The sequence below is a fragment of the Pseudomonas sp. SC11 genome (assembly GCF_047039205.1).
GTDB lineage: Bacteria > Pseudomonadota > Gammaproteobacteria > Pseudomonadales > Pseudomonadaceae > Aquipseudomonas > Aquipseudomonas boreofloridensis.
In genome coordinates, this window is the sequence record NZ_CP178183.1 from 4,808,213 (window position 1) to 4,829,489 (window position 21,277).

18 protein-coding genes are annotated in these 21,277 nt (G+C 66.9%); 14 read left to right on the forward strand and 4 right to left on the reverse strand.

Annotation, left to right across the window (positions count from 1 at the left end):
- Positions 1-12: 12 nt before the first annotated feature.
- The 3 genes from ACK2SD_RS21480 to ACK2SD_RS21490 form a co-directional block, all read right to left on the reverse strand.
- Complete coding sequence (locus ACK2SD_RS21480) at positions 13-384, reverse strand: translation initiation factor Sui1 (protein WP_029614351.1); 372 nt, start codon at positions 382-384, stop codon at positions 13-15.
- A 237-nt stretch (positions 385-621) separates the two neighbouring features.
- Positions 622-1,155, reverse strand: coding sequence for an NUDIX hydrolase (locus ACK2SD_RS21485; RefSeq protein ID WP_412460793.1), 534 nt, complete (start codon positions 1,153-1,155; stop codon positions 622-624).
- Positions 1,152-2,219, reverse strand: a complete 1,068-nt coding sequence (locus tag ACK2SD_RS21490; protein WP_039582974.1) for a DUF2333 family protein — start codon at positions 2,217-2,219, stop codon at positions 1,152-1,154. Before ACK2SD_RS21490 ends, ACK2SD_RS21485 begins: the two co-directional genes overlap by 4 nt.
- Positions 2,220-2,469: 250 nt before the next feature.
- On the opposite strand from ACK2SD_RS21490, the gene ACK2SD_RS21495 reads away from it, so the two are divergent.
- The 6 genes from ACK2SD_RS21495 to accC all read left to right on the forward strand — a co-directional run bounded on the left by ACK2SD_RS21495 (position 2,470) and on the right by accC (position 10,655).
- Entirely contained in the window at positions 2,470-4,086 is a 1,617-nt protein-coding gene (locus tag ACK2SD_RS21495; RefSeq protein WP_412460794.1) for a diguanylate cyclase, read from the forward strand.
- 273 nt (positions 4,087-4,359) lie between these two features.
- Positions 4,360-6,207: a methyl-accepting chemotaxis protein gene (locus ACK2SD_RS21500; RefSeq protein ID WP_412462352.1), complete on the forward strand. Its 1,848-nt coding sequence runs from the start codon at positions 4,360-4,362 to the stop codon at positions 6,205-6,207.
- Between the two features lie 103 nt (positions 6,208-6,310).
- Positions 6,311-8,074 (forward strand): protein-disulfide reductase DsbD, encoded by a 1,764-nt coding sequence (locus ACK2SD_RS21505; RefSeq protein WP_412460795.1) that lies wholly within the window; start codon positions 6,311-6,313, stop codon positions 8,072-8,074.
- A gap of 177 nt (positions 8,075-8,251) precedes the next feature.
- Positions 8,252-8,707 carry a type II 3-dehydroquinate dehydratase gene (gene aroQ / locus ACK2SD_RS21510; protein ID WP_029614230.1) on the forward strand — a complete coding sequence of 152 codons (456 nt, stop codon included), beginning with the start codon at positions 8,252-8,254 and terminating at the stop codon, positions 8,705-8,707.
- Positions 8,708-8,814: 107 nt separating this feature from the next.
- Positions 8,815-9,282, forward strand: coding sequence for an acetyl-CoA carboxylase biotin carboxyl carrier protein (accB, locus tag ACK2SD_RS21515; protein ID WP_412460796.1), 468 nt, complete (start codon positions 8,815-8,817; stop codon positions 9,280-9,282).
- A 17-nt stretch (positions 9,283-9,299) separates the two neighbouring features.
- Entirely contained in the window at positions 9,300-10,655 is a 1,356-nt protein-coding gene (accC, locus tag ACK2SD_RS21520; RefSeq protein WP_029614228.1) for an acetyl-CoA carboxylase biotin carboxylase subunit, read from the forward strand.
- A gap of 277 nt (positions 10,656-10,932) precedes the next feature.
- On the opposite strand, the gene ACK2SD_RS21525 is transcribed toward accC, so the two are convergent.
- Positions 10,933-12,786, reverse strand: a complete 1,854-nt coding sequence (locus ACK2SD_RS21525; RefSeq protein WP_412460797.1) for a sigma-54-dependent Fis family transcriptional regulator — start codon at positions 12,784-12,786, stop codon at positions 10,933-10,935.
- Positions 12,787-13,071: 285 nt separating this feature from the next.
- Between ACK2SD_RS21525 and ACK2SD_RS21530 the strand changes: the two genes are divergently transcribed.
- The 8 genes from ACK2SD_RS21530 (at position 13,072) to fis (ending at position 21,222) form a co-directional block, all read left to right on the forward strand.
- Positions 13,072-14,127, forward strand: a complete 1,056-nt coding sequence (locus ACK2SD_RS21530) for an ATP-NAD kinase family protein (protein WP_412460798.1) — start codon at positions 13,072-13,074, stop codon at positions 14,125-14,127.
- A gap of 23 nt (positions 14,128-14,150) precedes the next feature.
- Positions 14,151-15,128 carry a thiamine pyrophosphate-dependent dehydrogenase E1 component subunit alpha gene (locus ACK2SD_RS21535; protein ID WP_039582964.1) on the forward strand — a complete coding sequence of 326 codons (978 nt, stop codon included), beginning with the start codon at positions 14,151-14,153 and terminating at the stop codon, positions 15,126-15,128.
- Between the two features lie 31 nt (positions 15,129-15,159).
- Entirely contained in the window at positions 15,160-16,182 is a 1,023-nt protein-coding gene (locus ACK2SD_RS21540) for an alpha-ketoacid dehydrogenase subunit beta (RefSeq protein ID WP_029614155.1), read from the forward strand.
- Entirely contained in the window at positions 16,179-17,285 is a 1,107-nt protein-coding gene (locus tag ACK2SD_RS21545) for an acetoin dehydrogenase dihydrolipoyllysine-residue acetyltransferase subunit (protein ID WP_412460799.1), read from the forward strand. The genes ACK2SD_RS21540 and ACK2SD_RS21545 overlap by 4 nt, the downstream gene beginning before the upstream one ends.
- 146 nt (positions 17,286-17,431) lie before the next feature.
- Entirely contained in the window at positions 17,432-18,310 is an 879-nt protein-coding gene (gene prmA, locus ACK2SD_RS21550; protein WP_039582961.1) for a 50S ribosomal protein L11 methyltransferase, read from the forward strand.
- A gap of 41 nt (positions 18,311-18,351) precedes the next feature.
- Positions 18,352-19,686, forward strand: coding sequence for a DUF3426 domain-containing protein (locus ACK2SD_RS21555; RefSeq protein ID WP_412460800.1), 1,335 nt, complete (start codon positions 18,352-18,354; stop codon positions 19,684-19,686).
- 205 nt (positions 19,687-19,891) lie between these two features.
- Positions 19,892-20,905, forward strand: coding sequence for a tRNA dihydrouridine synthase DusB (gene dusB / locus ACK2SD_RS21560; protein ID WP_039582958.1), 1,014 nt, complete (start codon positions 19,892-19,894; stop codon positions 20,903-20,905).
- The gene (fis, locus tag ACK2SD_RS21565) at positions 20,902-21,222 is read left to right on the forward strand and encodes a DNA-binding transcriptional regulator Fis (RefSeq protein ID WP_029614158.1); all 321 of its coding nucleotides are present in this window, start codon (positions 20,902-20,904) and stop codon (positions 21,220-21,222) included. The genes dusB and fis overlap by 4 nt, the downstream gene beginning before the upstream one ends.
- Positions 21,223-21,277 lie beyond the last annotated feature (55 nt).

Sequence of the window (21,277 nt, forward strand, 5' to 3'; positions counted from 1 at the left end):
CTCGTCGCGGGGTCAGCCGCCGGACTTCTTCGCCTTGAAACCCTGCTTGAGCAATTCGCCGAGCAGCAGTTCGACATGATCGCCCTGGATCTCGATGACGCCGTCTTTCAGGGCGCCACCGGTGCCGCAGCGACGCTTGAGGGTGCTGGCCAGTTCCTTGAGCTGATCGAGCGGCAGCGGCACGCCGCTGATGGTGGTGACGGTCTTGCCGCCACGCCCTTTGCTTTCGCGGCGCACGCGGGCGATGCCATCGCCTTCGGGCACGGCCTGCTGCTTGCAGACACAGGCATCCACCGGCTGGCTGCAGTCGGGGCAATGCCGACCGGCGTCGGTGGAAAACACGAGACCGCCGAGGGCGGAAAAGGAAGAAGCTTTCTTGGCCACTTTTGTTCCTCTTGCTGAGGACAAAAACTGGTCGGCTCGCAGCATCGCTGGACCGACCGCGAAGCCCCACTCTGGCAGGGGCGGCGCTACTGTCGCAGATGCGGCGACAGCCCGAAAAGGGCGCGCAGTGTAACGGTAAATCGATGGCTTGCTAAGTAGCGGATTGCGGCATTTTCCACGCGTTATGCGACGCGCTGTTCAGGGGGCGGACGCCCCGCGCTGCCGACACCAGCGCTGTCACGAACTGGCCTTGAACCGCTGCAACGCCACCAGCGAATCCGGGCAGTAATCCTTCACTCGGCTTTCGGCCTCGGCCTGGGCCACGCTGATAAAGCGCGCCTCCATCACCTCTTCAGGCTGCAAGCGCAACGGCGCATCGGACACGGCCGAGTACACCGCGCACCACAGCCGGTTGCCCGGCTGGTCGAAATAGAACTTCTCATGGAAGCGCAACGGCACATCCGCGATGCCCAATTCCTCACCAAGCTCTCGCGCTGCCGAGGCGTCGTAGCTTTCGCCCGCCCCCACCATGCCGCCGGCCGCTACATCCCAGAAACCGGGATACAGCGCTTTGCTCAAGGTGCGCCGGTGCACGCACAGCTCGCCTCGGCTATTGAACAGCAGGATGAAGGTGCAGCGACCGATCAGCCCGCGCTCGCGCAACTCGGCCCGGGGCAGCGCGCCCAAGCAGCGATCCTGGGCATCGACCCAGGCCACCGACTCGGCGTCCGAAGCCGCACGGTGTGCGGCTTCGCCAGGGCTCAGGGTCATCCTTGCGAGAGCAACTGGCGCAGGTCGATCACGGCGGCGTTGGCCCGGGAAATGTAGTTGGCCATCACCAGCGAGTGGTTGGCCCACATGCCGAAGCCGCTGCCGTTGAGCACCATCGGGCTCCACAGCGGTTCCTGCGACGCTTCCAGCTCGCGGATGATCTGCCGCACGCTGACCGTCGCGTTCTTCTTCGCCAGTACGTCGGCGAAGTCCACCTCAATGGCGCGCAGCAGGTGCGACAGGGCCCAGGCCTGGCCACGGGCTTCATAGAACACGTTGTCGATCTGCAGCCATGGCGTCTCGACGATTTCCTCGTCGACCTGCGGCGCTTGGCCGGCCTGCACGGTTTCGGTCTTCAGGTTGCTGTTGAGCTTGACCCGGCCGACGCTGGCCGACAGACGCTGGGACAGCGAACCCAGGCGCGTGGCCACGTCGCCCAGCCAGTTGTTGAGGTTGTCGGCACGGGTGTAGAAGATCGCGCCCTTGTCGCCAGCGGCCAGGCGCGCCTGGTAGCGGCTGAGCGACTTGATGCCTTCCTCGAACTCCGATTCGCTGGACGGCAGGATCCAGCTCTTGTAGTCGAAGTTGAAGCGCGGTTCGGCCTTGGCCAGGTCGGCGTCTTCGGTGGATTGCGATTGCGAACGGGCGAAGTCCTTGCGCAGCGCGCGCGACAGGTCACGTACCTGGACCAGCACGCCGTATTCCCAACTCGGCATGTTGTCCATCCACAGGCCTGGCGGGAAGCGGTCGTTGGCGATGTAGCCACCGGGCTTGTCGAGCAGCGTGGCCGCGACGGTCTTCAGGGTTTCGGTGGTGGTGTAGCCGATCACCATCTGCTGGCCGTTGCGCTGGGCAGCGGCCTGGGCATTCTGCTGCACCGGGAACAGGGCCGGTTCCTGGCTCCAGTACCAGCCAAGACCGATGCACACCACCAGGTACACACCGATCAGGATAAGCAGGGCGCGGCTCCAGAGGCCGCCGAAGTAGCTACGGGTGGCGGCGCCACGGCCGTCGGCGCGCTCGCGCCGCTCGGCCTTGGCCTCGCGGTTTTTCCAGTCCAGCATGGCGTTGTCCTTAATCAAACATGAGGGTTCAGGGGCTTGGACCACAGGCCCGTGCCAGGGTGCCACGGCAAGCCTGCACCTGGGCACTATAAAGCAGACGCCGCCATGCGCATAAGCGACCCACGAGTCGCAAACTGAATGGACGGGCGTGAACGCTTTGTTGATCCGAGGCACTCACGGGTCGGACGAGAGCTGCTAGCATAGAGCCATCATTGAACCTGCATACCTCTTTCCAACAAGCAGACAGGACATGACCGGACACGCCGAGCCCAGCCACGAGCGCTTGCGTCAACACTTCGCCCAGCGGGTCATCCACCAGGCTCGACAGATGCTGGAGACCTGGCAACGCCTGCAACGCGGCGAATGGTCGAGGGCCGGACTGGGCGAGCTGAGCGATGCCAACCTGCGCCTGCAGCGCTACGCCGAGCGCTTCGAGCAGGCCGAACACATCGGCCTGGCGCAGGCCATCGGTCAGACCCTGGAGGCCATCGAAGCCAACAGCGCGCGCCTCAACTCGCAACTGATCGGTGAGCTCAACCGCCTGATGCAGCGCCTCTCGCGCACGGGCCTGCGCCAGGGCGACCAGCTTGACAGCGTGCACTTGCCGGCCGTGCGCAAGCCCGTGCATATCCTGCTGCAGGACGCCGAGCGCGCCGAGCGCCTGGCCCAGCAACTGGCGTTCTTCGGCCTGAGCGCACAAGCCCTGGACAGCGGCGAGGCCTTGCGCGCGGCGCTGAGCGAGCACCTGCCGGCGGCGATCGTCATGGACGTGGATTTCGCCGGACCCGGCGCCGGCCTGCGCCTGGCGGCCGACGCCCAACTCGGTCTGCAAACGCCCATCCCACTGTTGTTCTTCAGCCTGCACGAAGCCGACACCCCCACGCGCCTGGCAGCGGTGCGGGCTGGCGGCCAGGAGTTCCTCACCGGCACCCTGGAAGCGTCGAGCCTGCTGGAGAAAGTCGAACTGCTCACCAGCGCCACCCAGTACGAGCCGTTCCGCGTGCTGGTCATCGACGACTCGCGGGCCCAGGCGCTGAACACCGAGCGCCTGCTCAACGGCGCCGGCATCATCACTCGCACCCTCACCGAGCCGATGCGCGCCATGGCCGAACTGGCGGACTTTCAGCCCGACCTGATCATCCTGGATATGTACATGCCCGACTGTACCGGCGTGGAACTGGCCAAGGTGATCCGCCACAACGACCGCTACGTCAGCGTGCCGATCATCTACCTGTCGGCCGAAGACGACCTGGACAAGCAGCTCGAGGCCATGAGCGAGGGCGGCGACGACTTTCTCACCAAGCCGATCCGCGCCCGCCACCTGATCACCACCGTGCGCAACCGCGCCGCCCGCGCCCGCCACCTCAAGGCGCGCATGGTCCGTGACAGCCTGACCGGGCTGTACAACCACACCCACATCCTGCAACTGCTCGAAGATTGCAGCTTCCGCGCCCGCCGCGAGCAACGGCCGCTGAGCTTCGCCATGCTCGACATCGACCACTTCAAGAAGATCAACGATCGCCATGGCCATCCCATGGGTGACCGCGTGATCAAGAGCCTGGCGTTGTTTCTCAAGCAGCGCCTGCGCAAGACCGATTTCATCGGCCGCTACGGCGGCGAGGAATTCGCCATCGTGATGCCTGACACCGGGCTGGATGCCGCGCACAAGGTGCTCGACCAGATCCGCCAGCGCTTCGCCGAAATCCACTACCCCGCCCAGCCTCAGGACCTGCAATGCACCTTCAGTGCCGGTGTGGTGCAGCTCGACGAGGCGCTCGATGCCCTGAGCATGGCCAGTGCTGCGGACGAGGCGCTGTACCGGGCCAAGCATGCCGGGCGCAATTGCGTGATGCGGGTCGAGCCGTAAGCGCCCACGGCGTTTCCTGCACAGCCACCAGCCAGGACGCCTGCCATACCAGCAATGTGCCACTTTTTTATGGCGCCAAGCCTCCGGCGTCATCACGGCGTCACAAAATCGCAATAACTTCAGCCACCTACCTCACCATTGCCCAGGAAGTTAGCGGCTATGCGCCTGAAGTGGCTGACCAATTTCAACACCCTTTTGCTGGTGGCCGTGTGCTTTGCCCTGGGCGCGACCCTGTGGTGGTCGCAGCGCGCACTGGAGCGCCCCTACCAACTGATGGAGCGCTACCTGAGCCTGTCTCAGCAGTTCCAGAACCAGGCCGCCGACAACATCCAGGCCTACCTGGCCAGTGGCGACGCCCTGCGCCATGCCGCCGCCACGGAGGCCACCCGGCACCTGCACGAGGCGCTGGCCCAGTGGCCGGAGGATCTGGCCGCGCAACTGCGGCCCAGCCTCGACGGCCTGCAGGCGTTCACCGCCAACGAACTGTTGGCCGCCGGCAAACTGGCCGGCGACCCGCAAGCCCTGCTGCTGCAAGCCGAGCGCGAGCTGGGGGCCAACTTCGAACAACTGGCCGGCTACGCCCGTGACAGCGGCAGCGCCGAGGCGCCGCGCTACCTGACGCCCCTGCTGGACGCCTCGCTGCACCTGGGCCGCCTGGCGCTGGCCCGCGACAAACTGGTCAGCAGCGGTCGCGCCGAGCTGGCCGACGAGGTGGAACGCGAGCTGCAGCAGATCCGCGCCCAGGCCCAGCTCATCGACGCCCTGCCGCTGCTGGGGGTGACCCGCGCCGCCGAGTCCGGCGCCGACGACTTCGCCGCGATGATGGGCCTGCAAAGCCAAGCCAACGAACGCCAGGAAGATGTCGCCGTCGGCCTCAAGCGCGAACTGCAAAGCCTGCTCGGCCGTTACCCCGCCGAGCTGCAGCGCACCCGCGAACAGATCGAGCGCCGCGCCGCGCTGGCCGCCAGTACCCGCGAACGTATCGATGCCGTGCAGCAGGCCATCGCCGCACTGGAGCCGCAGGTGCGTGGCCAGCACGCGAAGATCGCCGCCGAAGTGCGGCTCACCCAGGGCGTGATGATCGGCCTGATCCTGCTGATCGCACTGCTCATCGACACCCTGCAACGGCGCCTCACCCGCACCCTCACCAGCCTGGCACCGGCCCTGTCGCGCTGGGCCGAAGGCGACTTCGGCCAACCCGTGGAGCTGGGCCGTACCAACCTCGAACTGCACGAGATCCAGGCCTCGCTGAACCGTCTGCGCCAGTACCTGGTGACGCTGGTGGGCACCTTGCGCGACAACGCCGAACAGGTCGCCGGCAGCAGCCATGCCCTGGCCGGCATGAGCACGGCGCTGCACGACGGTGCCGAACGCCAGGCCGGCGACACCGCGCAGATCCGCGACGCCCTGGGCGAACTGGAAGCGACCATCCAGCAGGTGGCCGGCGACGCCAGCGCAGCCGCCGACGCCAGCCGTGACGCCGGTCGCGCCGTGGAGCACGGCCAGGCGGTGATCGGCGACAGCCTGTCGGGGCTGCGTGCGCTGGTCGACGAGGTGCAGGGCAATGCTCAGCTGATCGAGCAACTGGCGGCCGAGTCGGCGACCATTGGCGGCGTGCTGACGGTGATCCGCGCCATCGCCGAGCAGACCAACCTGCTGGCGCTCAATGCCGCCATCGAGGCGGCCCGTGCCGGGGAGATGGGCCGCGGCTTCGCCGTGGTGGCCGACGAGGTGCGCTCGCTGGCCCAGCGCACCACCGGCGCCACCGGCGAAATCCAGGTGCTGATCGACCGCCTGCAACAGGCCGCGCGCGAATCGGTCAGCGGCATGCGCACCCAGCTCGAACATGCCGAGGCCACCGCCAGCCAGGCGCAGATGGCCGACGGTGCGCTGGACGAGATCGTCAGCGCCATTCGCACCATCGCCGACACGGCGGTGCGCATCGCCGATGTGACCGCCCAGCAGAGCGGCGCGGTGAGCGAGATCCGTGACCACAGCGAGCGTATCCATGCATTGGGCGAAGACAACCTGCAGCGTATCGGCGAAGGTCGCCAGCAGAGCGAGCAACTGCTGCAGCTCGGCGGCGAACTGAACCAGGCGGTCGGCGCGTTTCGCGTGTAAGCGCCCTGGGGTGCGGCGCTTCGCCGCCGCGCCCAGCCCGATCGCCCCCAGCCGCTGCCAACTCCGCTATCATGCCGGCCACGTTCCACCTCGCGAGTCCGCCATGCGCCGCTTGTTTTTCCTGCTGTTCCTGCTGCTGGCCGGCCCCAGCTTCGCCTCGGGCCTGCTCGACAACCGCCCCAGCGCCACCCTGGGCGCCGCCTCGCTGTCCAACAGCGCCGACTTCCTGCCGGTCCACGAAGCCTTCAAGCTGGAACTGCTCCAGGCCGATGCGCAGTCGATCAAGTTGCGCTTCGTCGCCACCGAGGGCTACTACCTCTATCGTCACCGCTTCCAGGTGCGCAGCGAGCCAGGCGACATCGCCCTGGGCAGCCCGCGCATTCCCCAGGGGGAAGCCAAGCACGACGAGTTCTTCGGCGACGTCGAGGTGTACCACGGCATCGTCGACATCGAGGTGCCGCGCACCGACCCACGCGCCTTCACCTTGCTGGTGGGTTATCAAGGCTGCGCCGACAAAGGCCTGTGCTATCCCCCGGAAACCGCGCGCCTGAGCATTCCGGGAGAGGGCGCTGCGAACGCCGCCAGTGCCACCGAACGGCTCGATTGGCAGGCGCTGCTGCTGTTCTTCCTCGCCGGCCTCGGCCTGACCTTCACCCCCTGCGTGCTGCCGATGCTGCCGATTTTGTCCGGCGTGGTGCTGCGCGGCCAGGTGGGCGGTTGGCGCGGCTTGAGCCTGTCGCTGGCCTACGTGCTGCCGATGGCCGCCAGCTTCGCCGGACTCGGCGCGTTGATGGGGCTGTTCGGCGCCAGCCTGAACCTGCAGGCACGCCTGCAATCGGCCTGGGTGCTGGTGCCCTTTGCGTTGTTTTTCGCGGTGTTCGCCCTGGCCATGTTCGGTCTGTTCGAACTCAAGTTGCCGTACGCCCTGAGCCAGCGCCTGGACCGGGTGGCACGCGGCACGCGCGGCGGATCACTGCTGGGCGCTGCGGTGCTCGGGGTGCTCTCCAGCCTGCTGGTCTCGCCCTGCGTGTCGGCGCCGTTGGCGGGCGCCCTGCTGTACATCAGCGCCAGCGGCGATGCCGTCGGCGGCGCGCTGAAACTGTTCGCCCTGGGCCTGGGCATGGGCGCACCGCTGCTGCTGGTGGCGACCGGCGGCGCGGCCTGGCTGCCCAGGAGCGGGCCATGGCTGAACAGCGTGAAGAACGTCATCGGCGTGCTGTTGCTGGGCGTGGCCATCGGCCTGCTCAGCCGCGTGCTGCCCGGGCCGCTGACGCTGCTGCTGGTCGGCCTGCTGGCCGCTGGCGTGGCACTGTTCCTCGGCGCGCTGGAGTTCGTGGTCAAGTCGCCGCGCCAGCGCCTGGCACAGTTGCTCGGCCTGCTGTGCCTGGTCTACGCCCTGGCCTGCTGGTACGGCGCATTGGCCGGTCAAGGCGACCCGCTGCGGCCGCTGCCGCCGCCCGCGTCGGCCGCCTCGGCGGCGCCTGAACAGGCCGATGCCTGGCAGACCCTCACCACCCCCGCCGCGCTGGACGCGGCCCTGGCCCAGGCCAAAGCGGCCGGCCAGCCGGTGCTGCTGGACTGGTACGCCGACTGGTGCATCAGTTGCAAAGTGATCGAGAAGGACGTGCTCGGCGCCGCCCAGGTTCAGCCGATGCTGTCCGGCTTCAAACGGCTGCGCTTCGATATCACCGCCAGCAGCGCCGAACAGCGCAGCCTGCTCGACCGCTACCGACTGTTCGGCCCACCGGCGATGCTGTTCTTTGCCGCGAACGGCGGCGAAATGACCACTGATCGGGTGATAGGCGAGGTGAATGCCGAGGAATTTGCGACGATTCTGACGCGCGTGCGCGGCAAGTTGGGGCTATAACGTCCCACAGCGGCGTTTTTATCCGACGAAAGTGACCAAACCCAGGCTTGCAGTCACATACTTTGCCCGAACCTCGGTCAACGTGCTGGCTATTGCGGGGAACTGGACACTGCCACCGACTTGCGGCATAGTCGCCGCGCTATGTCGAATTGCCCTACAAAACCAAGGAATACGCAGATGGCCACCCTACTGGTGCTGCACGGCCCTAACCTGAACCTGCTCGGCACCCGCGAGCCAGGCGTCTACGGCGCTGTCACCCTCGCCCAGATCAACCAGGACCTCGAGCAGCGCGCACGCGCCGCCGGCCACCATCTGCAGTACTTGCAGAGCAATGCCGAATACGAGCTGATCGACCGCATCCATGCGGCGCGCCAGGAAGGCGTGGATTTCATCCTGATCAATCCGGCAGCGTTCACCCACACCAGCGTCGCATTACGTGACGCATTGCTCGCAGTGAGCATCCCATTCATCGAAGTGCACCTCTCCAACGTGCACAAGCGTGAACCGTTCCGTCACCACTCCTACTTCTCCGACGTGGCTGTAGGTGTGATTTGCGGCCTGGGCGCCAGCGGCTACCGCCTGGCCCTGGAGTCGGCCCTGGAACACCTGGCTGCCAACGCACAGCCCCGATGACACGCGGTTCAGGTCGATGAACCTGGCCCTGAAAGCACTACGAAGAAACGTTTTCGACACGTTTTCACATTTTAAGTCCCCGACCGAATCCTGGGAGTTGCTGATTAATGGATATCCGTAAAGTCAAAAAGCTGATCGAACTGCTGGAAGAGTCCGGCATCGACGAACTGGAGATCAAGGAAGGCGAAGAGTCCGTTCGCATCAGCCGTAACAGCAAAACCCCTGCCGGCGCCCAGTACTTCGCCGCGCCAGCACCGATGGCCGCACCGGTTGCCGCCCCTGCCCCTGCCCCTGCCGCCGCCGCTGCACCGGCCGCCGAAGCCGCAGCGCCTGCCCTCAAAGGCACCGTGGTCCGTTCGCCGATGGTCGGCACCTTCTACCGCAAGCCATCGCCGACCTCGCCGAACTTCGCTGAAGTGGGTCAGTCGGTGAAGAAAGGCGACACCCTGTGCATCGTCGAAGCCATGAAGATGATGAACCACATCGAAGCCGAAATCGGCGGTGTCATCGACGCCATCCTGGTAGAAGACGGCCAGCCGGTTGAGTTCGACCAGCCGCTGTTCACCGTCGTTTGAATCGCGGAGAGCCAACGATGTCTGGGAAGCTCGAAAAAGTCCTGATCGCCAACCGTGGGGAAATTGCCCTGCGGATCCTGCGTGCCTGCAAAGAGCTGGGCATCAAGACCGTCGCGGTGCACTCCACCGCCGACCGTGAACTGATGCACCTGGGCCTGGCAGACGAGTCGGTCTGCATCGGCCCTGCATCGTCCAAGGATTCCTACCTGCATATTCCGGCGATCATCGCGGCCGCCGAAGTCACCGGCGCCACGGCGATCCACCCGGGCTACGGCTTCCTGGCTGAAAACGCTGATTTCGCCGAGCAGGTGGAAAAATCCGGGTTCGCCTTCATCGGCCCCAAAGCCGACACCATTCGCTTGATGGGCGACAAGGTGTCGGCCAAGGACGCCATGATCAAGACCGGCGTGCCTACCGTGCCGGGCTCCGACGGCCCGCTGCCGGAAGACGAAGAGACCGCACTGGCCATCGCCCGTGAAGTCGGCTATCCGGTGATCATCAAGGCCGCTGGCGGCGGCGGTGGTCGCGGCATGCGCGTGGTGCACAAGGAAGAGGACCTGATTGCCTCGGCCAAGCTCACCCGTACCGAAGCCGGTGCGGCCTTCGGCAACCCGATGGTGTACCTGGAGAAGTTCCTGACCAACCCGCGCCATGTGGAAGTCCAGGTTCTGTCCGACGGCCAAGGCAACGCGATCCACCTGGGCGACCGTGACTGCTCGCTGCAGCGCCGTCACCAGAAGGTGCTGGAAGAAGCGCCAGCCCCAGGCATCGACGAGAAAGCCCGCCAGGAAGTGTTCAAGCGCTGCGTGGACGCGTGCATCGAGATCGGCTACCGCGGTGCGGGTACTTTCGAGTTCCTGTACGAGAACGGCCGCTTCTACTTCATCGAGATGAACACCCGCGTCCAGGTCGAGCACCCGGTCTCGGAAATGGTCACCGGTGTCGACATCGTCAAGGAGATGCTCAGCATCGCCGCAGGCAACAAGCTGTCGTTCCGCCAGGAAGATATCGTCGTCCACGGCCATTCGCTGGAATGCCGGATCAACGCCGAAGACCCGAAGAAGTTCATCCCGAGCCCAGGCACGGTGAAGCACTTCCACGCACCAGGCGGCAATGGCGTACGTGTCGATTCGCACCTGTACAGCGGCTATTCGGTCCCGCCGAACTACGACTCGCTGATCGGCAAGCTGATCACCTGGGGCAAGGACCGCGACGAGGCCATGGCCCGTATGCGCAATGCCCTGGACGAAATCGTCGTCGATGGCATCAAGACCAACATCCCGCTGCACCGCGACCTGGTGCGCGATGAAGGGTTCTGCAAAGGCGGCGTGAACATCCACTACCTCGAGCACAAACTGGCCAACCAGGAGTGATCGCGTTAGCGTGATGGACCCGAACCCCGGACGCGTTCCGTAATGCTGTTCACTTAATATCTGTATTGCTGGAATTAGGGCTGCTGCGCAGCCCATCGCGGCGCAAGGCCGCTCCCACAGGGTCCGTATAGCCCCATGTTTCAGGGTTTGCGCGGACTTTGTGGGAGCGGCCTTGTGCCGCGAAAGGGCCGCGAAGCGGACCCAGCATTCTTTAAGTGAACAGCATTACGGACGCGTTCCGGGGTTTTTCATGGGCGCTCGGTCGTCGGCGGGGCGCTCAGCCTTTCATGCGCGGCATCTCGATCCGATGCTCGTGCACCCGCCGATACAAAGTCGCCCGCGAAATACCCAGTGCACGCGCGGCGTCAGCCGGTTTCCAGCGATGGCGAATCAACGCGTCGAGCAACGCCTGTCGTGCCGGGCAGGACACCACGCCGTCGCCCGTCTCCGGCACCTCGCCGCGTACCTCGTTCGGTAGATCCCTGCATTGCACCTGCCCGCCTTCACTCACCGCGCACGCATAGCGCAGCACCTGGCGCAACTGGCGCAGGTTGCCAGGCCAGCGGTATTCCAGCAGCGCCTGCAACGCCGCATCGCTCAGCACCACGTCCACACCGCAGGCCGCGGCCTCTTCGGCGAGCAAGCGCTGGATCAGACCGAGCCTATCCTCGCGCGCGCGCAGCGGCGGCAGCGCGAAGCGGGCATTGGCCAGGCGGTAATACAGGTCTTCGCGAAACAGCCCCTGCGCCACCCGCGCGGCCAGATCGCGGTGCGTGGCGGCGATCACCTGAATGTCGACGCGCTCACGTCGCGCCGCGCCCAGCGGCGCCACCTCACCTTCGGCCAGCACCCGCAGCAGACGCGTCTGCAGGTTCAGCGGCATGTCGCCGATCTCGTCGAGGAACAGGGTGCCGCCGTGCGCCTGCTGGAACAGCCCCTGCATGCCCTTGCTCGACGCCCCGGTAAAGGCCCCGGCCACATAGCCGAACAGCTCGCTTTCGATGAGGCTTTCCGGAATGGCCGCACAGTTCAGCGTGATGAAGGGACCAGCGCTGCGCTGGCTCTGGTGGTGCACCTGGCGGGCGAACACCTCCTTGCCCGCCCCCGTCTCGCCCTCGACCAGCACCGCCAGGTTGCAGTCCTTGACCCGCGTCGCCAGGCGCAGATGCTGTGCGATACGCGAATCCTGCGCGCTGTGCAGCGGCGACGCGGGGGTACGCTGGCGCGGCGCGCTGACCCGCCCATACAGGCCACCCAGCCCCGGCAGGCGCTGGGCCGAAGCGTTGCAGACCTGGCGCAACTGCGCCTGGTCGAACAGCTCGCCAATGTGCGCCGGCAGCCGCCCCAGCCGCTGCACCAGGCGCTGCCGGGCCAGGCTGTTGAGTGCTTGCAGGCGGCCCTCGGCATCCCAGGCCAACAGATAATCAGGCTGGCTCTCCACGTAGCCCGGCGTACCGTGCGCGCGCATCACCCAGTGCCCCTGGGCCTGGTGCATGAAGAAGGCGTTCTCGATCTCCCGCGCCGTGCGTTCGACCAGTTGGCGGATCAGGTGCTGGCTGCGCCGTTCATCGGGCGAGCGCAGCGCGGAAACGTCGATCACCCCCAGCAGGTCGCCCAGCGGGTCGAACACCGGCGCCGCCGTACAGGTCAGGCCGATGAACGCGGCGCGAAAGTGATCGCGCTTGTGCACTGTCACCGGCGCCTTGCTGGTCAGCACCGCCGCGACCCCACAGGTGCCCTCCTCGCCTTCGGACCAGCAGGCGCCCAGGTCCAGCCCGGCCTTGCGGCAGTCGCTGCGGATGTTCGTTTCGACCCGGTAATCGATGGTCTGCCCCTGGGCATCGGTGAGCAGCACGCAGTAGTCGGCGCCGCGCACCTGTTCATGCAGGCGCGCCACGGCATCGCCGGCGATGCGCAGGAACAGCTCGGCGCGTTCGCGGCATTCGTTGAGCAGGCGTTGTGAAAGGATGCGCGGGCCCTGCTGGGAGGCCGGGTCCAGACGGTACACCTCCATGGAGCGTCGCCAGGAGTCGAGGATCAGCGGCGGTACGGGCGCCTGGGGCAAGCGCTCGGCGTTTTTCACCACGCGACTGACGCAATCGACGTGGGCTCGGGAATGCGCGGCAAGCATGAGGCCTCCGGTTCCTGTGGTTCTTGTCGTTGTGCGGCCATTAAGCGCTCGCCGACAGGCATCGACAAGCCTCGACTGATTATCGGCAGGCGTGAGACGCCGCGTCTCAGCAACCCCCGCCGCGGGTGAGCCAAGCGACACGCCGCGTCTCAGCGAAGTCCCGGGCGCGCTCCGTCGAACTCTGCCCAGAGTGCTCTATTACGGCCCTCTCAGCACCAAACCCAAGACCTGGCACCGCGCTTGCTCCTGCTCCGGGCAAGGCATAACAACAAGATGAGGTGCGCCATGACGCAGCCCGGCCCCACCCTCGGAATCATCGCCAACCCGGCCTCCGGTCGCGACTTGCGGCGCCTGACCAGCAGCGCCGGGCTGCACTCGAGCACCGACAAGGCCTCGGCCATCCAGCGCCTGCTCGCGGCCTTCGGTGCCACGGGCGTGGCCAAGGTGCTGCTGCCCAGCGACATGACCGGGATCGCCGCTGCCGTACTCAAGGCCAGCCAAGGGCCGGGGGCGAGTCTGCAGCACTGGCCGGCCGTGGAAATCCTCGACCTGCCCCTGACCCAGACCGTCGCCGACACCCACTTGGCCGCCCGCCGCATGCGCGAGCGCGGCGTGGACCTGATCGCCGTGCTGGGCGGCGACGGTACCCACAAGGCGGTGGCGGCGCACGTGGGCGACATCCCGTTGCTGACTTTGTCCACCGGCACCAACAACGCCTTCCCACAACTGCGCGAAGCCACCAGCGCCGGACTCGCTGCCGGGCTGGTGGCTACGGGTCGGGTGCCCGCCAGCCTGGCGCTGCGGCGCAACAAGCGACTGCTGGTGAAAGTGCCCGAGCAGGGCCTGTGCGAATGGGCGCTGGTCGAAGTCGCGGTCTCGCCCCAGCGTTTCGTCGGCGCCCGCGCCCTCAGCCGGCGCGAGGATCTCGCCGAAATCTTCGCCTGCTTCGCCGAGCCCCATGCCATCGGTTTGTCGGCCCTGTGCGGGCTGTGGCAGCCGGTGAGCCGCGAGGCGCCGCTGGGCAGTTGGGTGCGCCTGAGCCCCGGTGCCGAACAGGCGCTGATCGTGCCGCTGGCCCCCGGCCTGCTACAAGGCTGCGGCATCAGCGCCGGCGGCACGCTGAGCCCGGACACCCCGCAGCGTCCGCACCTGCGTGCCGGCACCCTGGCGCTCGACGGCGAGCGCGAGATCGAATTCGCCGCCCACGACACCCCGACCATCACCCTCGACCTGCACGGCCCATTGACCGTCGAGGTCGAGGCCGTGCTCGCCCACGCCGCCCGTCATCGCCTGCTGGCCGTGGCCCACGGCCACCGACTGCACCCTGCAACCCCGTGTTGAGACAACCCCTGGAGAACAACAACATGTCCACTGAGCTCAGTTCAGCGCAATTGCTGCATGCCTATGAAGTGATGCGCACCATACGCGCCTTCGAGGAACGCCTGCACGTGGAGTTCGCCACTGGCGAGATCCCCGGTTTCGTCCACCTGTATGCCGGCGAGGAAGCGTCGGCAGCCGGGGTCATGGCGCACCTGCGCGACAGCGACTGCATCGCGTCCACCCACCGCGGCCACGGCCATTGCATCGCCAAGGGCGTCGATGTGCACGGCATGATGGCCGAGATCTACGGTAAGCGCACCGGCGTGTGCGGCGGCAAGGGCGGCTCGATGCACATCGCCGACCTGGGCAAGGGCATGCTCGGCGCCAACGGCATCGTCGGGGCTGGCGCACCCTTGGTGGCCGGTGCGGCGCTGGCGGCCAAGCTCAAGGGCCGCGACGACGTGGCGGTGGCCTTCTTCGGCGACGGCGCCTCCAACGAAGGTGCGGTGTTCGAGGCGATGAACCTGGCCTCGATCATGAACCTGCCGTGCATCTTCGTCGCCGAGAACAACGGCTACGCCGAAGCCACTGCGTCCACCTGGTCGGTGGCCTGCGACCACATCGCCGACCGCGCCGCCGGGTTCGGCATGCCCGGAGTGACCATCGACGGCTTCGACTTTTTCGCCGTCTACGAAGCCGCCGCTGCCGCCATCGCGCGCGCCCGCGCCGGGCAAGGGCCGTCGCTGATCGAGGTCAAGCTCAGCCGCTACTACGGTCACTTCGAGGGCGACGCCCAGACCTACCGCGCCCCGGACGAGGTGAAGAACCTGCGCGAGCAGCGCGACTGCCTGCTGCAGTTCCGCGACAAGACCACCCGCGCCGGCCTGCTCGACGCCGCCCAGCTCGACGCCATCGACGCCCGCGTCGCTGACCTGATCGAGGAGGCCGTACTCCGCGCCAAGGCCGACCCCAAGCCACAACCGGCCGACCTGCTCACCGACGTCTACGTCGCCTATCCCTGAGCCGACCCGAAGAACGACAAGGAGAATCACCATGGCAAGAAAGATCAGCTATCAGCAGGCCATCAATGAGGCCCTGGCTCAGGAAATGCGCCGCGACAGCACGGTGTTCATCATTGGCGAGGACGTGGCCGGCGGCGCCGGTGCGCCCGGCGAGGACGACGCCTGGGGGGGCGTGCTCGGCGTGACCAAGGGCCTGTACCACCAGTTTCCCGGCCGCGTGCTGGATGCACCGCTCTCGGAAATCGGCTACGTCGGCGCGGCGGTCGGCGCCGCGACCCAAGGGCTGCGCCCGGTCTGCGAACTGATGTTCGTCGACTTCGCCGGCTGCTGCCTGGACCAGATCCTCAACCAGGCCGCCAAGTTTCGCTACATGTTCGGCGGCAAGGCCGTGACCCCGCTGGTGATGCGCACCATGTACGGCGCGGGCCTGCGCGCCGCCGCCCAGCACTCGCAGATGCTCACCTCGCTGTGGACGCACATCCCCGGCCTGAAAGTGGTGTGCCCGGCCACGCCCTACGACGCCAAGGGCCTGCTGATCCAGGCGATCCGCGACAACGACCCGGTGATCTTCTGCGAGCACAAGCTGCTGTATGGCCTGCAGGGCGAGGTGCCGGAAGAGGTGTACACGGTGCCGTTCGGCGAGGCCAGCTACCTGCGCGACGGCGACGACGTGACCCTGGTGACCTACGGGCGCATGGTCCACGTCGCGCTGGAAGCCGCCGCCAATCTGGCCCGCCAGGGTATCGACTGCGAAGTGCTGGACCTGCGCACCACCAGCCCGCTGGATGAGGACAGCATTCTGGAGAGCGTGGAGAAGACCGGCCGACTGGTGGTGATCGACGAAGCCAACCCGCGCTGCTCGATGGCCACCGACATCAGCGCACTGGTGGCGCAGAAAGCCTTCTGCGCGCTCAAGGGCCCGATCGAGATGGTCACCGCGCCACACACGCCGGTGCCGTTCTCCGACGCGCTGGAAGACCTTTACCTGCCGGACGCGGCGAAGATCGAAGCGGCCGTGCATAAAGTGATCGACGCTGCGAGGAATGCCGCATGAGCCAGATCCATACCCTGACCATGCCCAAGTGGGGCCTGTCGATGAGCGAAGGCCGGGTCGATACCTGGCTCAAACAGGAAGGCGACACGCTCACGGCCGGCGAAGAAGTGCTGGACGTCGAGACCGACAAGATCAACGGCAGCGTCGAGTCGCCGTTCACCGGTGTGCTGCGTCGCTGCGTCGCCCAGCCCGACGAAACCCTGCCGGTGGGTGCGCTGCTGGCGGTGGTGGTCGAGGGCGAAGCCGACGAGGCCGAGATCGACGCCGTGGTGCAGCGCTTCCAGGCCGAGTTCGTCGCCGACGGCGGTAGCGACCAGACCCAGGGGCCGCTACCGCAGAAGGCCGAGGTCGGTGGGCGCCTGCTGCGCTGGTTCGAGCTGGGCGAAGGCGACACGCCGCTGGTGCTGGTGCACGGCTTTGCCGGCGACTTGAACAACTGGCTGTTCAACCACCCGGCCCTGGCCGCCGAACGGCGGGTGATCGCCCTCGACCTGCCCGGCCACGGCGAATCGGCCAAGGCCCTGCAGCGCGGTGACCTGGACGAACTGAGCGCGGCGGTGCTGGCCCTGCTCGATCACCTGGGCATTGCCCGTGCCCACCTGGCCGGCCACTCCATGGGCGGCGCGGTATGCCTGAATGCGGCGCGCCTGGCGCCGCAGCGAGTGGCCAGCCTGACCCTGGTCGCCAGCGCCGCACTGGGCGAGACCCTCAACGGCCAGTACCTGCACGACTTCATCGAGGCCGGCAGCCGCAATGCCCTGAAAGGACCGATGAGCCAGCTGTTCGCCGACGCCACGCAGGTGACTCGGCAAATGCTCGAGGACATGCTCAAGTTCAAGCGCCTGGAGGGCGTGGACGCCGCCTTGCGCCAACTGGCGGCGGCGCTGGCCGAGGGCGACCGGCAACGGCACGACCTGCGCAGCGTGACCGCCGAGCACCCGACGCTGCTGGTCTGGGGCGCCGAGGACGCGATCATCCCGGCGTCCCATGCCGACGGGCTGAGCGCCCAAGTGCAGGTGCTACCGGGTGTCGGCCACATGGTGCAGATGGAGGCTGCCGACGCGGTAAACGCTGCCGTACTGGCGTTCCTGCGCCACCCCTGAACGTGGCGCCCGCCTGGCCTGGGTCGCGCCGAACGCTGCGATCGAGGCCAGGCCTTCGGCTCTACAAACCCCGCGCACTCGCGTAAACTTGCACGCTTTCGCGCAGCCCCGTCGCTGCCCCTGCAGATTTACCAAAGGTGCCCGCCATGCCCTGGCTGCAAGTACGCCTGGCCATCAGCCCGGAACAAGCCGAAACCTACGAAGACGCACTGCTGGAAGTCGGCGCCGTCTCGGTCACGTTCATGGACGCCGAAGATCAGCCGATCTTCGAGCCCGACCTCAACACCACGCCACTGTGGTCGCATACTCATCTGCTGGCGCTGTTCGAGGCCGACGCCGAGCCGGAGCAGGTGTTCGCCCACCTGCGCCTGCTGACCGGCGACACGCTGCCGGAGCACCAGGCCGAGGTGATCGAGGACCAGGACTGGGAACGCAGTTGGATGGACAACTTCCAGCCCATGCGCTTCGGTCAGCGCCTGTGGATCGTGCCGAGCTGGCACCAGGCGCCGCAGCCCGAGGCGGTGAACCTGCTGCTCGATCCGGGCCTGGCCTTCGGCACCGGCACCCACCCCACCACCGCCCTGTGCCTGGAATGGCTCGACGGTCAGGCGCTGGACGGCGTTCAGGTGCTGGACTTCGGCTGCGGCTCGGGCATCCTGGCCATCGCCGCGCTGCTGCTCGGCGCCCGCGAGGCGGTCGGCACCGACATCGACGTGCAGGCCCTGGAGGCCTCGCGTGACAACGCCGGACGCAACGGCATCGCCGAACAGCGCCTGGCGCTTTACCTGCCTGAGCAGTTGCCGGCCCTGCAAGCCGACGTGCTGGTCGCCAACATCCTCGCCGGGCCGCTGGTGTCGCTGGCGCCGCAGTTGTCCGGCCTGGTGCGCCCCGGTGGCTTGCTGGCGTTGTCGGGCATCCTCGCCGAACAGGGCGAAGAGGTGGCCAAGGCCTATGCTGACGATTTCGACCTGGACCCGATCGCCGAACGCGACGGCTGGGTGCGCATCAGTGGCCGTCGCCGCTAAACCTCTTGGACCCAACCCCTGCACAGCCCCCGGATCGCCGCATGACCGACAGTTTCGTCACCCAGTGCCCGCATTGCCAGACTCGCTTTCGCATCAACCATCAACAGTTGAGCGTGGCCCGTGGGGTGGTGCGGTGCGGGCAGTGCCTGCAGGTGTTCAACGCCGCTCGGCAGTTGCTCGAACAAAGCCAGATCAGCGCCGTGAAGCCGCTGACCGAGGCTCCGGCACAGCCGCCGCAGACAGCCCTGGCAGCCGCCCCGGTGGCCGCCGACCCCGTGGCGCCGCCGCCCACTCAGGGCGACTGGGCTGCCGACCTCGACACCATGGACCTGGACCAGGCCCTCGCCCATCTGGAGCGCCGCGGTCCGGACGCGCAGCGTCAGCGCGCGCAGGGCGACGACTCGCTGCAGGCGCGACGCGACGATCCGCGTGCCGATGAGCTCGGCGAGCAGGCCTTCGGCACGGCCAACGACGAGCACCTCGAACCTCACCCCGAGCCCCCTCCGACGCCGATTCCGCTCGACACCCCGGCGCCGGACCTCGACGCCGAAGACAGCGCGCGCACCGAACCCTCGCTGGGCACGCGCCTGGACCTGGACAACGACGAACGCCCCACCGGCCTGCACGCCGAGCACGACGAACCCTTCGACGAGGCGCCGCCCCTGCGCGAGCCAGCGCTTGAGCGCAGCGGCCTGTCGGCATTGGACGACGAAGTTGCTGCCGTGCGGATCTCGGCCCGCGACGATGACGATCACCTCGAGCCCCCCGACGAAACCGGCGCCGACGAACGGCTGGAGCCGATGCTGTCGAGCACGCCGGGCCGGACCCGCAAGGCGCCGCTGGTGGAGGTGATCGACGATCCACTGCAACTGGATTGGCACAAACCCGCACCGAACTGGGGCAAGCGCCTGCTCTGGGGCGCGCTGGCGCTGATCGCCGCCGGCCTGCTGGTGTTCCAGTACGTCTACTACCATTTCGACGAAATGGCCCGCCACGACCGCTATCGCCCGCTGTTCCAGCAACTGTGTCCGACGCTCGGCTGCCAGGTGCCGACCCGCGTCGACATCAACCGCATCAAGAGCAGCAACCTGGTGGTGCGCAGCCACCCGGACTTCAAGGGCGCCTTGATCGTCGACGCGATCATCTACAACCGCGCCCCGTTCAGCCAGCCCTTCCCGCTGCTGGAATTGCGCTTCGCCGACCTCAACGGCCAGTTGATCGCCAGCCGTCGCTTCAAGCCCAGCGAGTACCTCTCGGGCGAGCTGGCCGGGCGCGGCGAAATGCCCAGCCAGACCCCCATCCACATCGCCCTCGACATCCTCGACCCCGGCCCCAAGGCGGTGAACTACAGCCTCAGCTTCCGTTCCCCGGATTGACGCAGCGGCAAGCGGCAAGCGGCAAGCAGAAGCCGATCCGCGCTGGCTTCTGCTTGCCGCTTGTCGCTCATAGCTTGCAGCTTGGCGCCTGCGCCAAGCTGCTCACTTTTTATCCAGATCCATCTTTATCCGGTCACCGAGAGCGGGTATCATGCGATCCCTTTTTCGAACTCCAATTGATCCGGCCCCACAACAGGGAACACCTATGTCGGCGGTACGCATCGGCCCATACACACTGCACAACAACCTGATCCTCGCGCCCATGGCCGGGGTCACGGACCAGCCTTTTCGCACGCTCTGCAAACGCCTGGGGGCGGGCATGGTGGTGTCGGAGATGGTCAGCAGCGACATGAACCTGTGGAACAGCCGCAAGTCGCGCCTGCGCCGCATCCACGAAGGCGATCCCGAGCCGCGCTCGGTGCAGATCGCCGGCGGCGATGCGCAGATGCTCGCGGCGGCGGCGCGGGCCAACGTCGAATCCGGGGCGCAGATCATCGACATCAACATGGGCTGCCCGGCGAAAAAAGTCTGCAACAAAGCGGCAGGCTCTGCTTTATTGAGAGATGAAGCGCTGGTCGCCGAGATCCTCGAAGCGGTGGTCGCGGCGGTCGATGTGCCGGTCACGCTGAAGATTCGCACCGGCTGGGACCGCTCGAACAAGAATGGCCTGACGGTGGCGAAGATCGCCGAACAGGCGGGTATCCAGGCGCTGGCCGTGCATGGCCGGACCCGCGCCGACCTGTACACCGGTGACGCCGAGTACGACACCATCGCCGCGATCAAGCAGGCGGTGTCGATTCCGGTGTTCGCCAACGGCGATATCACCTCTCCGGAGAAGGCCCGAGCGGTGCTGGCGGCCACGGGTGCCGACGGCCTGCTGATCGGCCGCGCCGCGCAAGGACGCCCGTGGATCTTCCGCGAGGTCGAGCATTACCTGCGCACCGGCGAGCAGCTTCCAGCCCCCGGGCTGGACGAAGTGGAACGCATTCTGCTGGAGCACTTGGCCGCATTGCACGCCTTCTACGGCGATGTGATGGGCGTTCGTATCGCCCGCAAGCATGTGGGCTGGTACCTGGCAACACGCAAGGGCGGCAGGGAGTTTCGCGCCCGGTTCAATGCCTTGGAAGATACCCAAGCGCAATGCGCCAACGTTCAGGCGTTCTTCGCCGAACGTCGACAGAGCCTTGAGACAGAGGACGGACAAGGGGTGGCCGCATGACGATGATGACCGAGACATTAGTGAGTGGAACAACGCCCGTGAGCGACAACGCCAACCTCAAGCAGCACCTGAACACGCCGAGCGAAGAGGGGCAGACGCTCCGCGACAGCGTCGAGAAGGCACTGCACAACTACTTCGCCCACCTGGAAGGCGCCACCGTCACGGACGTGTACAACCTGGTGCTTTCGGAAGTCGAGGCACCCTTGCTCGAAAGCGTGATGAACCACGTCAAGGGCAACCAGACCAAGGCCAGCGAGATGCTCGGGCTCAACCGCGGCACCCTGCGCAAGAAGCTCAAGCAGTACGACCTGTTGTAAGCCAGAATCCCAATCAGAAAAGGCGGCTCCGTCGAAAGAGGCGCCTTTTTTGCTG

Coding starts and splice junctions, on each gene's coding strand:
- ACK2SD_RS21535 (WP_039582964.1), top strand. CDS start 14,151: ATGTCCACTGAGCTCAGTTCAGCGCAATTGCTGCATGCCTATGAAGTG.
- accC (WP_029614228.1), top strand. CDS start 9,300: ATGTCTGGGAAGCTCGAAAAAGTCCTGATCGCCAACCGTGGGGAAATT.
- ACK2SD_RS21495 (WP_412460794.1), top strand. CDS start 2,470: ATGACCGGACACGCCGAGCCCAGCCACGAGCGCTTGCGTCAACACTTC.
- ACK2SD_RS21555 (WP_412460800.1), top strand. CDS start 18,352: ATGACCGACAGTTTCGTCACCCAGTGCCCGCATTGCCAGACTCGCTTT.
- ACK2SD_RS21530 (WP_412460798.1), top strand. CDS start 13,072: ATGACGCAGCCCGGCCCCACCCTCGGAATCATCGCCAACCCGGCCTCC.
- ACK2SD_RS21545 (WP_412460799.1), top strand. CDS start 16,179: ATGAGCCAGATCCATACCCTGACCATGCCCAAGTGGGGCCTGTCGATG.
- aroQ (WP_029614230.1), top strand. CDS start 8,252: ATGGCCACCCTACTGGTGCTGCACGGCCCTAACCTGAACCTGCTCGGC.
- ACK2SD_RS21485 (WP_412460793.1), bottom strand. CDS start 1,155: ATGACCCTGAGCCCTGGCGAAGCCGCACACCGTGCGGCTTCGGACGCC.
- ACK2SD_RS21490 (WP_039582974.1), bottom strand. CDS start 2,219: ATGCTGGACTGGAAAAACCGCGAGGCCAAGGCCGAGCGGCGCGAGCGC.
- ACK2SD_RS21500 (WP_412462352.1), top strand. CDS start 4,360: ATGGAGCGCTACCTGAGCCTGTCTCAGCAGTTCCAGAACCAGGCCGCC.
- fis (WP_029614158.1), top strand. CDS start 20,902: ATGACGATGATGACCGAGACATTAGTGAGTGGAACAACGCCCGTGAGC.
- ACK2SD_RS21540 (WP_029614155.1), top strand. CDS start 15,160: ATGGCAAGAAAGATCAGCTATCAGCAGGCCATCAATGAGGCCCTGGCT.
- ACK2SD_RS21505 (WP_412460795.1), top strand. CDS start 6,311: ATGCGCCGCTTGTTTTTCCTGCTGTTCCTGCTGCTGGCCGGCCCCAGC.
- dusB (WP_039582958.1), top strand. CDS start 19,892: ATGTCGGCGGTACGCATCGGCCCATACACACTGCACAACAACCTGATC.
- ACK2SD_RS21525 (WP_412460797.1), bottom strand. CDS start 12,786: ATGCTTGCCGCGCATTCCCGAGCCCACGTCGATTGCGTCAGTCGCGTG.
- accB (WP_412460796.1), top strand. CDS start 8,815: ATGGATATCCGTAAAGTCAAAAAGCTGATCGAACTGCTGGAAGAGTCC.
- prmA (WP_039582961.1), top strand. CDS start 17,432: ATGCCCTGGCTGCAAGTACGCCTGGCCATCAGCCCGGAACAAGCCGAA.